Origin of the sequence: Mesorhizobium dulcispinae, assembly GCF_033977345.1 — a bacterium.
GTDB classification, from domain to species: domain Bacteria; phylum Pseudomonadota; class Alphaproteobacteria; order Rhizobiales; family Rhizobiaceae; genus Mesorhizobium; species Mesorhizobium dulcispinae.
Genome location: NZ_JAVIIY010000003.1, coordinates 422,838 through 435,512, shown reverse-complemented (window position 1 = coordinate 435,512; position 12,675 = coordinate 422,838). Strand labels below are relative to the sequence as shown.

The following is a 12,675-nucleotide window of genomic DNA, read 5'->3' as shown; positions in this document are numbered from 1 at the left end:
CGCGCTCAGAAATTGTCCTTGCGCTTGCGGATTTCGGCGAACACTTCCACGTCGCTTGCCTTCTCCATGCCAAGATGCCTGCGGATCGCCGGATCGTGCCAGCGCAGGAACGGGTTGGTCGACAGTTCCTCGCCAATCGTCGTCGGCAGGGTCGGCTTGTTGTCGGCGCGCAGCGCCTCGATCCTGGCGGCGCGTTCCTTGAGCGCCGAATTGCTGGGGTCGACGGTCAGCGCGAAGCGGGCATTGGCCAAAGTGTATTCGTGGCCGCAATAGATGACGGTCTCGGCCGGAAGGGCGGCAAGTTTCTTCAGCGATTCGTGCATCACCGGCGGCTTGCCTTCGAACAACCGGCCGCAGCCCAGCGCAAACAGCGTGTCGGCGGTGAAGGCTACTTTCGATCCAGGCAGATAATAGGAAACATGGCCGGCGGTGTGGCCGGGCGTCTCGATGACTTCGATCCTTTCATCGCCGAGGCGGATGACGGAGCCTTGGCTGACGGTCTCGTCGATGCCGGGGATTTTCGCCTTCTCGGCTTCCGGCCCGATGATGGTGAGCTTGAAACGGTCCTTCAGGGCCAGATTGGCCTCGACATGGTCGCCATGGTGATGCGTGGTCAGGATCATGGTCGGCGTCCAGCCGGTGCGCTTGATCGCGGCCAGGATCGGGGCTTCCTCCGGAGCGTCGACGATCGCCGTCTGGCCGCTTTCGGGGTCGTGAACCAACACGCCGAAATTGTCGGTGCGGCACATGAACTGTTCGATTTCGACCGGCATCTCGGCGCTCTCCATTAGAGCGTCGTGCGTCCTGGTGGATGCACAAAAGGACGCTCCAACACTTGTTACCTGCTGCATCGTGCTTTCCGAAATCGAAACCGATTTCGGGCCGATGCAGGAGTCGCCGCAGACATAGGGCGCCCAGCCGCCGATGTCATCCGCCTTTGTTGAACTCGTCTGATATCGCGGCTACCGTCCCGGCCATGCATTCCGATATCGTCGACCTCCGCTCCTTCTATTCGACCACGCTCGGGCGCCTGGCCGAGCGCGCGATCACCATGGCGCTGTCGTCGATATGGGCGACCGTTCCGAACGAACGCCTGGTCGGTCTCGGCTACACGCTGCCCTGGCTGGAGCGGTTCGGCACCGACGCCGAGCGGGTCTTTGCCTTCATGCCGGCGACGCAAGGGGCGGTGGTGTGGCCGGCGACGGGGCCGACGGCGACCGCGCTGGTCTTCGACGAAGAGCTGCCGCTGGTCGATTCCTGCATCGACCGCATGCTTTTGGTCCACTCGCTCGAACATGTCGAGAATCCGCGCGAGACGCTGAACGAGATCTGGCGCGTGCTGTCGCCGGCGGGCAGGGTCGTCATTGTGGTGCCCAACCGGCGCGGCGTCTGGGCGCGCTTCGAGCACACGCCCTTCGGCAACGGCCGGCCGTTCTCGCGCGGCCAGCTCACCGAACTGCTGCGCGAAGCGAATTTCACGCCGGCCGCATGGTCCGACGCGCTGTTCTTCCCGCCGTCGCCACGGCGCTTTATGATGCAGTTTCACAATGTGCTGGAGCGAGCCGGCCGGCGCTTGTGGCCGATCTTTTCCGGCGTCATCGTCGTCGAGGCGCAGAAGCGGCTCTACCAGGGTGTGCCCGTCGCGCAGCGCGCCTCGCGCCGTGTCTTCGTTCCCGTGTTTTCGCCGCAGGGTGCGACAACACTCGGGCGCCAGGCAGCCGCCCCGATGCCGCCGGGCAGGTGGATGACGCGTTCGTGATCGAGGCCAAGGCCAAGGCTTGCGCCGCTTGGCGGTCGTCACCTATCTCAGGGCAGGTTGGGGTGCGGCATCATCGCCGAGGATCATTCTCGGCATCAGGGATATCGCATATGGATGACACGCCAAGTATCGAACAGGCTGCGTTCTCGGTCGAGTCGAGCAGCCTCTCCGACCAGCTGGCGGCGATCAGGCTGGCGCTGAAGACGTCGCCGGTGCGCAGGCAGCTCCTATGGGTTTCGATCGGCATTGTCGGCGTCGTCGTCGCAACCTCGATCGGGCAGGTCCTGCTCAATCGCTGGAACCAGCCTTTCTACGACGCCCTGGCGCGGCGCGACCTGCCTGGCTTCCTGCATCAGCTGATGGTGTTTGCCGCCATCGCCGGCAGCCTCCTGGTGCTCAATGTCGGCCAGACATGGCTCAACCAGACGATCCGGCTGAAATTGCGCGAGGCGCTGACGCTCGACCTCATCGACGAATGGATGCGGCCGGCGCGCGCCTTCCGGCTCACCCATGCGGGCGCCATCGGCGTCAACCCCGACCAGCGCATGCAGCAGGACGCCGGGCATCTCTCCGACCTGTCGACCGATCTCGGCGTCGGCCTGCTGCAATCCTTCATCCTGCTAGTGTCCTTCATCGGCGTGCTGTGGGAGCTCTCTTCCGGCTTCGTCTTCCAAGTTGGCGGCCATTCGCTGGCGATACCCGGCTACATGGTCTGGGCGGCGATTCTCTATGCCGGCATCGCCTCTTGGCTGAGCTGGCTGGTGGGTCGGCCGCTGATCCGCTTCAACAGCGATCGCTACACGCGCGAGGCGGTGCTGCGCTCCTCAATGGTCCGCGTCAACGAGAATGTCGACGCCATCGCGCTCGCCCATGGCGAGGCGGACGCCAGGCGGCAGCTGGAGCTCGACCTCGGCGGCGTGCTCGGCGCCATGAGGCGCATCTACGGCGCCCAGATCAACCTGTCCTGGGTCACCGATGCCTATGGCTGGATCACCGTGGTGGCGCCGATCCTCGTCGCGGCACCGGTCTATTTCGCGGGCGATATCAGTTTCGGCGGCTTGATGATGGCGGTCGGCGCCTTCAACCAGGTGAATTCCTCGCTGCGCTGGTTCATCAACAATATCGGCGCCATCGCCGATTGGCGGGCAACGCTGATGCGCGTCGCCGACTTCCGCATCGCGCTCGGCGAAACGGACGTCCTGCATGCAAAGGAAAGGCGCATCGCGTTCGGCGAAAACGCCAATGGCAAGCTGACGTTCGAGGAGCTCGAGGTCGCCTCTCCCGACGGCTGCACCAGGCTTGCCGAGACGGACGTAGAGATAAAGGCCGGCGAGCGCGTCATGATCACCGGCGATCCGCGCGCCGGCAAGACGCTGTTCTTCCGCGCCATCGCCGGCCTCTGGCCGTGGGGAGGTGGCCGCATCGGCATGCCGGCCGGGGAGAGGCCGTTCTTCGTGCCGCGCATGCCCTATTTCCCGCTCGGCACGCTGCGCGACGTGCTCAACCATGCCGAAGGCGCCAAGATCGACGACGCCGAGATTTCCTCGGTGCTCGGCGAAGTCGGCCTGGAGCGTCTGTCGTCCCAGCTCGACCGGTCGGCGCGCTGGGAGCATGAACTGGCGGACGACGAGCAGCGACTGCTCGCCTTTGCCCGGCTGGCGTTGAGGAAGCCGAAATGGGTGATCATCGACGAAGCGCTGGATACGTTCGACGGCGCCACGCTGCGACGGGTGCTGGCGATGCTGCAGGCCAGGCTGCCGGACGCCGCCATCGTCAATATCGGGCGCGGCCTGCACAGCAACCAGTTCTTCCCGCGCGCGCTCACCATCGTCAAGGACAGCGGCCGATCGGCGCTCAAGCCGGCCCGCCTCCGCGCCGGGGCGATCGAACCGCCACCAACTGCCGCGCGCGCCAGGAAATAGCTTTATTTTGCCGCGATCGCCGGGAAGAATCCCGGCGAGGTCGGAGCCTGCCATGCTCAAGCTGCTCAGCCTGCTTGCATGCCTTGCCTGCGCCGAGGCAGCGCCAGTGCCTGCAATCGGCGGCAGAGCTGTCGATCTCGAACTGGTGCTGGCCGTCGACATCTCGCAATCGATGGACGAAGGGGAGTTCGCCCTGCAGCGCGCCGGCTATGTCGAGGCGCTGCGCCATCCCGACTTCATCAGCGCGGTGCGCTCGGGCCCGAATGGCCGCATCGCGCTCGCCTATTTCGAATGGGCGGGCGTCGTGCGCGACGACGGCCTGATCGCCTGGCAGGTCGTCGACGGCGCGGACAGCGCCAACGCCTTCGCCGACAAGATCGCGGGCCGTCCGTTCCGGAGCTTTCGCGGCACCTCGATTTCCGGCGCTCTCGGCTTCGGCGCCGGGCTTCTGGAGAAAAACGGCTTTTCGGCGCCGCGCCGGGTCATCGACATATCGGGGGACGGGCCCAACAATGCCGGTCTGCCTGTCGCGATGATCCGCGATGCGGCTTTAGCCAAGGGCATCGTGATCAACGGCTTGCCGATCCTGATCAGTCCGTCGCCGAGCATCAGCCGTCTCGATCGCTACTATGCCGATTGCGTCACCGGCGGCCCCGGTTCGTTCGTGCTGCCGATCTACGCGGCATCCGAGTTCTCGACCGCGATCCGCCGCAAGCTGATCCAGGAGGTGAGCGGCATCGGTGATGCCGAAAGCATCCGCGTCGATGCGGAGGCGCCGACCGACTGCCTGCTTGGCGAGCGGCTGCGGCAGCGGTTTTCCGATCCGTATTTTCCGGAGCTGGACAGGTGAATCTGAAGCGGTCAGACGCTCCGATCTTGTTTTTCAGGCCGCCCGGGCGCCGTATTTGGCGCGGAACTCGTCATAGCAATCGCGGCGCCAGCGCCGGCCGACGACATAGCCGCGCAGCAGCTCGGCCGGCGAGTAGCCGAGCGCCTTGGACGACCGGTTGGCGAGATAACCTGAAAATGCCTGCGGCAGCCTGCCCTTCAGGATGTCGGCAATGATCTGCCGGGCGATCATATAGGGCGGCACGTCTGGATAGCGGTCGGCAATGTAAGGGTGCTTGTCGATCAGGTTGGCATAGGCCTCGACATAACCGTCGCGTCGGCCCGAAATCGAATTTTCCGAATTGTACTTCTTCCAGTCGATATCATCAGACAGCAAGGCGCCGCTGCGGTTGGCAAAACGCAGCAGCAGCTCCCGGTCCTGCATGCGCGTGATGTCGCTGTCGAAGCCGCCGATCGCAAGCAGCGATTCGTGCCGGGCGGTGATCGCCGAGCCGGCGATGAAGATCGTCTGCGAGACCAGGGCGCGCTGCAGCGTGCTTTTGTCGAGCAAGGCCTGGCGGTTGATGCATTTGGTGCTGCGGTTGCCCTTCACCGAGATGAAGGAGCTGATCAGCACTTCGAGCGAAGGGTTCTTGTCGAAATGCGACAGTGTCCGGTCCAGGCGGTCCGGCAGATAGACATCGTCCGAATCAAGGAAGGTCACAATCGGCGCCCGCGCGCGCTCGATGCCCGCGTTGCGCGCGGCATTGGCGCCCCGCCATTTCGCGCCGACATAGATCAGTCTGGGGTCGCGAATTTCGGCGAGCGCCAGCGCGGTGCCGTCGGTCGAACCGTCGTCGACGACGATGTGCTCGAAGCGGGTAAGTGTCTGGGCAAGAACGCTTTCCACCGCGCGCACGACCTGACTGCGCCGGTTGTGCGTCGGCGTGATCACGGTGATCAGCGGAGTTGTGTCGGAAGCAGTCGGCATCTAACTTTCGTTATGAGACGGATAAACGACGACCGAATGGATCGCGCCCCTCCAATGTCCGCCCCCGGATGAATTCGACAAAAACGCTACAGAAAAGAGCCGCCCATGTCACCTGAGGCGTCGCGTCGATATCAAGTTCGGAGCGTATTTCCTCAAAGTCATGCGGTTTGAAAGCAACACTTTGCGGACGATTTATCCTCAGCTGTGCCCGACATAGTCAGGAACGATTTCCACCGCGACCGAATCGGTTGGATGTTCCCGCCGCCATCGTCCGCCCAAAGCCACCGTCAGCGCTTGAGCAAAAACACCGCCTGCTGGCCGAAGAAGTTCCAGAACCACCACGGCATCGACAGGCCGATCTTCTGGCCGTTGGCGTCGAGCGCGGTCGCTTTCTCGACCGTCGCGCCGAGCTCCTCGCACAGATTGACGAAGTCGCGGATGGTGCAGAAGTGGATGTTCGGCGTGTCGTACCAGGAGTAGGGCAGGTCCTTGGTGACCGGCATCCTGCCCTTGATCAGCAGCGAGAAGCGCACGCGCCAGTGGCCGAAATTGGGGAAGGAGACGATGGCGCGGTTGCCGATCCGAAGCAGCTCGTCGAGCACCACCTTCGGATTGCGGGTCGCCTGCATGGTCTGCGACAGCACGACGAAATCGAAACCCTTGTCGGGATAGAATTTCAGATCCGTGTCGGCATCCCCCTGGACGACGGAAAGGCCGCGCGCCACGCATTCGTTGACGCCTCGCTGCGACAGCTCCAGGCCGCGGCCGTCGACCTGCCTGGTCTCCTGCAAGAGTTCCAGCAGCACGCCGTCGCCCGAGCCGACATCCAGCACGCGCGACTGCGGCGGGATGAGATCGGTGACGACCTCGAGGTCGACACGCTGGGCGCGATTGACGCTCATGGGCACACCTCCGGCCTCAGAGCATTTACGGCCAAGGGGAATCTTGGCACCGCGGAAATGCGGCCAGAACAAAGAGATCTCATAGGGCGAGCCCCCTGGCGCGGGCGGCGGAGGCGATGAAGCCATTGATGGCCGCGAACAGTTCCGGCTCGTCGAGCAGGAAGGCGTCATGGCCGCGATCGGTTTCGATCTCAACGAAGGAGACGGAGGCGCCGGCGGCGTTCAGCGCATGCACGATCGAGCGGCTCTCCCCGGTCGGGAACAGCCAGTCGCTGGTGAAGGACACCAGGCAAAAGCGCGTCCTGGTGCCGGCGAAGGCATCGGCCAGCCGTCCGCCATGGTCGGCGGCGAGGTCGAAATAGTCCATCGCGCGGGTCAGGTAGAGGTATGAGTTGGCGTCGAAGCGGTCGACGAAAGTCATGCCCTGATGGCGCAGGTAGCTTTCGATCTGGAAATCGGCGTCGAAACCGAAGGTGAGCGCCTCGCGATCCTGCAGGTTGCGGCCGAACTTGCGATGTAGGGCCGCCTCCGACAGATAGGTGATGTGGGCGGCCATGCGCGCCACGGCGAGCCCTTTTCCCGGGCGTCTGCCGAAATCGAGATATTTGCCGCCGTGCCAGTCCGGATCGGCCATGACGGCCTGCCGCCCGACCTCGTGGAAGGCGATGTTCTGCGAGGAATGGCGGGCGCCGGTGGCGATCGGCAGCGCGGAGAAGACGCGCTCAGGGTAGCTTGCGGCCCATTGCAGCACCTGCATGCCGCCCATCGAGCCGCCGAGCACGCAAAAAAGCTTCTCGATGCCGAAATGGTCGACCAGCATCAGCTGCGCACGCACCATGTCGCGGATGGTGATGATCGGCAGGTCGAGGCCATAGGGCCTGCCTGTCGCCGGATTGGTCGAGGCCGGGCCGGTGGAGCCGAGGCAGCCGCCGACGACGTTGGCGCAGATGACGAAAAAGCGGCTGGTGTCGATGATCTTGCCGGGGCCGATCAGCACCTCCCACCAGCCCGGCTTGCCGGTCACCGGATTGGTGTTGGCGACATGTTGGTCGCCGGTCAGCGCGTGGCAGACGAGGATGGCATTGGAGCGGGCGTCGTTGAGGGTGCCGTAGGTCTGGTAAGCGACCTGGAATGGCGACAGCACCGTGCCCGCATCGAGCCTCAACGGCTTGTCGGAACCGAAATGCAACACTGGGCTCGACGGCTGGTCGGCCTCGTTGTTGGTCCTTGCAGCGCGCTGAGCGGCCATTGCATTCCCCATCCAGTCCGCATCGATCTTATTGATGCGGTGTCCGGCCGGCAGCGGACAACAAAAAACCGGCCTGCCTTCGCAAAGCCGGTTACAGGTTGCAAACGGCCCTTTAGCGAATTGTTTAACGTGGCTGCAAGCCGACCGGCCAAATCACCACGGGAACTCCGGCTGCTCTTCTAGGGCCAGCGTCGCGCTTCGTCAACGGCCAGCAGCCTTGGCGCGAGCGCCGGCACTCGACATTCCGGGCCACGGCCTGTATTTCCGCAGCGGCCTTGAACGAGGCCCTCTCGACGGATTTGTGACATGAAGCAGGATCAGCCACGTCCGACGCCCCGCGCGGGCATCATGGACATCGAGGCCTATGTGCCGGGAAAAAGCACCGCGCCCGCCGGCGTGACGAAGGTCTACAAATTGTCGTCGAACGAGAATCCGCTCGGCCCCTCGCCGAAGGCAATCGAGGCCGCGCGCGAGGTAGCTGCAAGATTGGACGTCTATCCCGACGGCTCCGCTCGCCGGCTGCGCGAGGCAATCGGTGACGTGCACGGCCTCAATCCGGCAAACATCATCTGCTCCAACGGCTCCGACGAGATCCTTGGGTTGCTGGCGCAGACCTATCTCGCGCCCGGAGACGAGGCCGTGTTCACCGAACATGCCTTCATGGTCTACAAGATCTACATCCAGGCCGCCGGCGCCAAGCCGGTAGCGGTCAAGGAAACCGACGAGCGCGCCGACATCGACGCGATCCTCGCGGCGGTCACGCCGGCGACGCGGATCGTCTTCCTCGCCAACCCCAACAATCCGACCGGCACTTACGTGCCCTTCCAGGAGGTGCGCCGGCTGCATGCCGGATTGCCGAAGAACGTGCTTCTCGTGCTCGACGCGGCCTATGCCGAATATGTGCGGCGCAACGACTACGAAGCCGGCATCGAGCTGGCGGGCAGCGCCGAGAACGTCGTCATGACGCGCACCTTCTCCAAGCTCGGCCTCGGCGGCGCGCGCATCGGCTGGATGTACGGACCGGCGCATATCGTCGATGCGATCAACCGGGTACGCGGTCCCTTCAACGTCAATGCGACCGCGATCGAAGCCGGCATCGCGGCCATCCGCGACCGCGCCCATGTCGAGCGCAGCGTGGCGCACAACGAGAAATGGCTGGCCTGGGTCAGTGAGCAGGTCACCCTTCTCGGGCTGCGCGTCACGCCCAGCGTCGGCAATTTCGTGCTGATCCATTTTCCCGACGACAAGCGGCATTCGGCGGCCGCGGCAGACGATTATCTGAGTGCGCGCGGCTACATCCTGCGCCGTGTCACCGGCTACGGCTTCCCCAACGCGCTGCGCATGAGCATCGGCACCGAAGAGGCCAATCGCGGCGTGGTCGAAGCGCTGACGAATTTCCTGAAAAGCTGAAGCACCATGACATCACCGATGTTCGAAAGAATAGCGCTGGTCGGCATCGGCCTGATCGGCTCGTCGCTCGCCCGCGTCATCCGCCGCGAAGGCCTGGCGCGCCATATCGCTATCGCGACGCGCAGCAAATCGACGCTCAAAAGGGCCGAGGAATTGGGTCTCGGCGATTCCTACACGACCGAGGCCAAAGAAGCGGTACGCGACGCGGACCTTGTCATCGTCTCGGTTCCGGTCGGCTCGTCCGGCGAGGTCGCGGCCGAAATCGCGCCGGCGCTGAAGAAAGGCGCCATCCTGACGGATGTCGGCTCGACCAAGGCTTCGGTGATCGCGCAAATGCAGCCGCATGTGCCCGATGGCGTGCACTTCATCCCCGGCCATCCGCTGGCGGGCACGGAAAAATCAGGCCCCGATGCCGGCTTCGCCGATCTCTTCGACAACCGCTGGTGCATCTTCACGCCGCTGCCGGGCACCGATCCGGAAGCGCTGGAGAAGCTGTCCGAATTCTGGCGGCGCTGCGGCTCGAACATCGACACGATGGACCCGCAGCACCACGACATGACCTTGGCCATCGTCTCGCATCTGCCGCACATCATCGCCTACAACATCGTCGGCACCGCCGACGATCTGGAATCGGTAACCAAGACGGAAGTCATCAAATATTCCGCCTCCGGTTTTCGCGACTTCACGCGTCTCGCCGCTTCCGACCCGACCATGTGGCGGGACGTGTGCCTGCACAACAAGGATGCGATCCTGGAAATGCTGGCGCGCTTCTCGGAGGATCTCGCCTCGCTGCAGCGGGCGATCCGCTGGGGCGACGGCGAAAAGCTGTTCGACCTCTTCACCCGCACACGCGCCATCCGCCGCTCGATCATCGAAGCGGGCCAGGACATCGACGTGCCGGATTTCGGCCGTCAGGTCGTAGAACACCCGGGGGCCAAGCCCTAAGCTATTCGCGCGGCAGCTATGATGACGGCCAGTGGGCCGCCATCATCGCCATTGTCTCGGCCCTATTGGGAGCGCCGAGCCGGCCGCCGAAGCGCAGGCATTTGAGCGCCGCGGCGGCGCTGGCGAAGCGCAGCGCTTGTTCCGGCGGCATCGCCTCGGCAAGGCCGACGGCAAAGGCGCCGTGGAAGACGTCGCCGGCGGCGAGCGTGTCGACCGCCTTGACCTTCGGCGCCTCGACATGGCGCACGTGGCCGGCTGCGCTATCATGCCACCAGGTTCCGGCGGCGCCTCCGGTCACCGCGACGAAAGCGTCAGTGCGCGAGGCGAGGTCGGCGCAGGCGCTTTCCGGGTCGAGCGCGTGGCCGCAGACGATGCGCGCCGCCGGTTCCGATGCGACGATGTGCGAGGCTAAAGGCAGCAGCCGCTCCAGCACCTCGACCGGCGCGGTGTCGGCGTCGAGGATCGCCGGACGGCCGGCGTCCCGCGCGGCCGTCAAGGCAAGCGCTGCTGCGCCCGGCCAGCGCACATCCACCAGCACGGCGTCGAAGCCGGAAAGATCGGCAAGCGGCAAGGAGTCGGGATCGGCTTGCGCCTTCCCGTCGTAGAACGGCACGATGACGCGCTCGCCATGGGCATCCACCAGGATCGCGGCCAGTGCGGAGCGCGCGCCGGCAACGCGGCGGATGAGGCTGCAGTCGACGCCTTCCGCCTCGATCTCGGCGATCAGCCGGTCGCCGACCGCATCGTCTCCGGCGCTTGCCCAAAGCGAGACGTCGGCGCCGAGGCGATGCGCGGCGCAAGCGGCGCTCGTCGCCATGCCCGAGGCGATCTGGACACCGTCGCCGGCGATGAACTTGCCCTGATGCGTGGGGAGCGTCTCGACACGCAGGATCGTGTCGAGCGTGAAGGCGCCGACACTGAGCAGTTTGACGGGCCTTGGCATCGTCGGGCCTACTCTACCGGCTTGATCTTGCCGAGCGGGATGAAGCCGAGCGAAGCCTTGCCTTTGACGACCTTGAGCGGCATGGACGGCTCGCTTCCAAGCATGGCAATGCCGGCAAAACCCTGCTCGATCTCGCTCTTGTGCTCGGGGATGGCGCCGGCGAGGATGGCCGCCACCGCCTTGGGGTCCTTGAGCTTGATCTTCAGGCTGGCATCGATCAGGCCGTCCGCGTCGACCGAGATCGGTCCGGATACGGTCACGCGCGCCGTTCCCGACGACAGGTCGAGGCTGGCGATGTCGACAGATTGGCCGCGCAGGCTTTTCGGCGGCTTCGCGATCAGCGCCACCCCGTTCTTCACCGTCGCTGCGCCGGCGCCGTCCAGCGCCGGCAGCACGCGGCCGCCGATCGCGTTGGCGTTGATTTCAAGATCGCTGAAGCTGCCGGTATAGAAGACATCCTGGTCCTTGGGTTCCAACTGCCCGGCCGCGTTTGCCGCGTAAAACAATTCGGCCGGATCCGAATCGTCAGCCGGGTCAGTCTGGCCTGACAGCCCATCGGCTTGCAGCAAAACGCGCCGTGGCAAGGGCCAGGATAGTTTGACGGTCGCTGTCAGCTTGTCCCAGTCGATCCACAGCGGAGGCATGCCCGGCACCGAGGTTCGGAGCGGCCCCCGCACAGCGGCCACCGGCAACAAAGGCTGCGTGATCCCGGCGATGGCGTTGAAGCTGCCGGTGGAGGCGGCAATGCTCTTGGCGTCGTCCTGATAGGCCAGGCTGTCGCAGGAGACCGTGAAGTTCAGCGGATAGCCGCTGACCGTGAGGTTGGCGCAGTCGGCCTTGATGCCTTTGCCTCCAAGCTCGGCAACAGCTCGCTCGGCCTCGGTCTTGACCTTGCCCGCGAGATAGAACCATCCGCCGCTGTAGAGCGCGAACAGCACCAGGATGAACGCGGCAAGCCAGAACAGCCGGCGGCGAGGTTTGCGCGATCGCTCGTCACTTGACGTCATGCTGCGGCTCTCGTTAACCCCCTCGTGCGGCGAGAGGGTAGTTGTTCTTACGCACGACAAGCGGGGACAGAAGAAACACCTATCGGTGCGATGTCGTCACTCGAATGCGATCAGGCTTGGCGATATGGGCGATTTTTGGGTTTTTGGCTATGGGTCGCTGATCTGGCGGCCGGGATTCGCACATGTCGAGACACGGCGCGCCCGCCTTTACGGCTATCGCCGGTCGCTTTGCGTCTATTCCTTCGTGCATCGCGGCACGCGGTCGAGGCCGGGACTGGTGCTCGGCCTCGACCGCGGCGGCTCCTGCATCGGTCTTGCCTTTCGCGTGCCCGGCGATTTGCGCGACGAAGTGCTTTCCTATCTGCGCGAGCGCGAGCTGGTGACCAGGGTCTATCTCGAACGCACCCTCGATGTCCGGCTGGATGGTGCAGGACAAGGCGGAACGGTCGAAGCGGTCACCTACATCGTCGACCGCGCGCACGAGCAATATGCCGGCGGACTCGATGCCGGCCATGCGGCGCAAGTCGTGCGCGGCGCGGTCGGCCAGTCGGGCAGGAACGAGGACTATGTCTTGAGCACGGTGGAACACCTGAAAGCGCTCGGCATCCGCGACCACTGGCTGGAAGAGGTAGGGCGGCGGGTCGCGCCTTCGTGAAGGCCTGGTCCCATCAAAAAAGCAAAACCATGCCTTTGACCTCGGCAAGGGGCGACCTAGCTTA

The 12,675-nt window shown here is 64.7% G+C and carries 12 protein-coding genes and 1 riboswitch; of the genes, 6 read left to right on the top strand and 6 right to left on the bottom strand.

The window, feature by feature from the left end; genetic code table 11:
- Positions 1 to 5: 5 nt before the first annotated feature.
- Positions 6 to 773 (bottom strand): hydroxyacylglutathione hydrolase, encoded by a 768-nt coding sequence (gloB, locus tag RFN30_RS10020; RefSeq protein WP_320261915.1) that lies wholly within the window; start codon positions 771 to 773, stop codon positions 6 to 8.
- Positions 774 to 976: 203 nt separating this feature from the next.
- Between gloB and RFN30_RS10015 the strand changes: the two genes are divergently transcribed.
- The 3 genes from RFN30_RS10015 (at position 977) to RFN30_RS10005 (ending at position 4,531) form a co-directional block, all read left to right on the top strand.
- Positions 977 to 1,759: a class I SAM-dependent methyltransferase gene (locus RFN30_RS10015; protein WP_320261914.1), complete on the top strand. Its 783-nt coding sequence runs from the start codon at positions 977 to 979 to the stop codon at positions 1,757 to 1,759.
- Positions 1,760 to 1,869: 110 nt separating this feature from the next.
- Positions 1,870 to 3,681 (top strand): ABC transporter ATP-binding protein/permease, encoded by a 1,812-nt coding sequence (locus tag RFN30_RS10010; protein ID WP_320261913.1) that lies wholly within the window; start codon positions 1,870 to 1,872, stop codon positions 3,679 to 3,681.
- Between the two features lie 52 nt (positions 3,682 to 3,733).
- Positions 3,734 to 4,531, top strand: a complete 798-nt coding sequence (locus tag RFN30_RS10005) for a DUF1194 domain-containing protein (RefSeq protein ID WP_320261912.1) — start codon at positions 3,734 to 3,736, stop codon at positions 4,529 to 4,531.
- Between the two features lie 33 nt (positions 4,532 to 4,564).
- Here the strand turns inward: RFN30_RS10005 and RFN30_RS10000 are convergent, their stop codons facing one another.
- From RFN30_RS10000 to metX, 3 genes are all read right to left on the bottom strand, one after another.
- Positions 4,565 to 5,500 carry a glycosyltransferase family 2 protein gene (locus RFN30_RS10000; protein WP_320261911.1) on the bottom strand — a complete coding sequence of 312 codons (936 nt, stop codon included), beginning with the start codon at positions 5,498 to 5,500 and terminating at the stop codon, positions 4,565 to 4,567.
- 287 nt (positions 5,501 to 5,787) lie between these two features.
- Positions 5,788 to 6,402, bottom strand: coding sequence for a methionine biosynthesis protein MetW (gene metW, locus RFN30_RS09995; protein WP_320261910.1), 615 nt, complete (start codon positions 6,400 to 6,402; stop codon positions 5,788 to 5,790).
- A gap of 79 nt (positions 6,403 to 6,481) precedes the next feature.
- Complete coding sequence (metX, locus tag RFN30_RS09990; RefSeq protein WP_320261909.1) at positions 6,482 to 7,651, bottom strand: homoserine O-acetyltransferase MetX; 1,170 nt, start codon at positions 7,649 to 7,651, stop codon at positions 6,482 to 6,484.
- Between the two features lie 92 nt (positions 7,652 to 7,743).
- Positions 7,744 to 7,821: riboswitch (SAM riboswitch) on the bottom strand.
- A 136-nt stretch (positions 7,822 to 7,957) separates the two neighbouring features.
- On the opposite strand from metX, the gene hisC reads away from it, so the two are divergent.
- Both hisC and RFN30_RS09980 read left to right on the top strand, forming a co-directional pair.
- Positions 7,958 to 9,061, top strand: a complete 1,104-nt coding sequence (hisC, locus tag RFN30_RS09985; RefSeq protein ID WP_320261908.1) for a histidinol-phosphate transaminase — start codon at positions 7,958 to 7,960, stop codon at positions 9,059 to 9,061.
- A gap of 6 nt (positions 9,062 to 9,067) precedes the next feature.
- Complete coding sequence (locus tag RFN30_RS09980) at positions 9,068 to 10,006, top strand: prephenate/arogenate dehydrogenase family protein (protein WP_320261907.1); 939 nt, start codon at positions 9,068 to 9,070, stop codon at positions 10,004 to 10,006.
- A gap of 16 nt (positions 10,007 to 10,022) precedes the next feature.
- Here RFN30_RS09980 and RFN30_RS09975 read toward each other — a convergent pair whose 3' ends face one another.
- Together RFN30_RS09975 and RFN30_RS09970 are read right to left on the bottom strand one after the other, a co-directional pair.
- Positions 10,023 to 10,949 (bottom strand): sugar kinase, encoded by a 927-nt coding sequence (locus tag RFN30_RS09975; protein ID WP_320261906.1) that lies wholly within the window; start codon positions 10,947 to 10,949, stop codon positions 10,023 to 10,025.
- A gap of 8 nt (positions 10,950 to 10,957) precedes the next feature.
- On the bottom strand, positions 10,958 to 11,956 hold the full coding sequence (locus RFN30_RS09970; RefSeq protein WP_320261905.1) for a DUF2125 domain-containing protein: 999 nt from the start codon (positions 11,954 to 11,956) through the stop codon (positions 10,958 to 10,960).
- A gap of 124 nt (positions 11,957 to 12,080) precedes the next feature.
- Here RFN30_RS09970 and RFN30_RS09965 point away from each other — a divergent pair, with 124 nt between their 5' ends.
- Positions 12,081 to 12,611 carry a gamma-glutamylcyclotransferase gene (locus tag RFN30_RS09965; protein ID WP_320261904.1) on the top strand — a complete coding sequence of 177 codons (531 nt, stop codon included), beginning with the start codon at positions 12,081 to 12,083 and terminating at the stop codon, positions 12,609 to 12,611.
- Positions 12,612 to 12,675: the final 64 nt, after the last annotated feature.

Bases quoted from the DNA above. Each gene is read 5' to 3' on its own strand.
- RFN30_RS10015 (WP_320261914.1), top strand. From the start codon at position 977: ATGCATTCCGATATCGTCGACCTCCGCTCCTTCTATTCGACCACGCTC.
- gloB (WP_320261915.1), bottom strand. From the start codon at position 773: ATGCCGGTCGAAATCGAACAGTTCATGTGCCGCACCGACAATTTCGGC.
- RFN30_RS10000 (WP_320261911.1), bottom strand. From the start codon at position 5,500: ATGCCGACTGCTTCCGACACAACTCCGCTGATCACCGTGATCACGCCG.
- RFN30_RS09965 (WP_320261904.1), top strand. From the start codon at position 12,081: ATGGGCGATTTTTGGGTTTTTGGCTATGGGTCGCTGATCTGGCGGCCG.
- metW (WP_320261910.1), bottom strand. From the start codon at position 6,402: ATGAGCGTCAATCGCGCCCAGCGTGTCGACCTCGAGGTCGTCACCGAT.
- RFN30_RS09980 (WP_320261907.1), top strand. From the start codon at position 9,068: ATGACATCACCGATGTTCGAAAGAATAGCGCTGGTCGGCATCGGCCTG.
- RFN30_RS10010 (WP_320261913.1), top strand. From the start codon at position 1,870: ATGGATGACACGCCAAGTATCGAACAGGCTGCGTTCTCGGTCGAGTCG.
- metX (WP_320261909.1), bottom strand. From the start codon at position 7,651: ATGGCCGCTCAGCGCGCTGCAAGGACCAACAACGAGGCCGACCAGCCG.
- RFN30_RS09975 (WP_320261906.1), bottom strand. From the start codon at position 10,949: ATGCCAAGGCCCGTCAAACTGCTCAGTGTCGGCGCCTTCACGCTCGAC.
- RFN30_RS09970 (WP_320261905.1), bottom strand. From the start codon at position 11,956: ATGACGTCAAGTGACGAGCGATCGCGCAAACCTCGCCGCCGGCTGTTC.
- RFN30_RS10005 (WP_320261912.1), top strand. From the start codon at position 3,734: ATGCTCAAGCTGCTCAGCCTGCTTGCATGCCTTGCCTGCGCCGAGGCA.
- hisC (WP_320261908.1), top strand. From the start codon at position 7,958: ATGAAGCAGGATCAGCCACGTCCGACGCCCCGCGCGGGCATCATGGAC.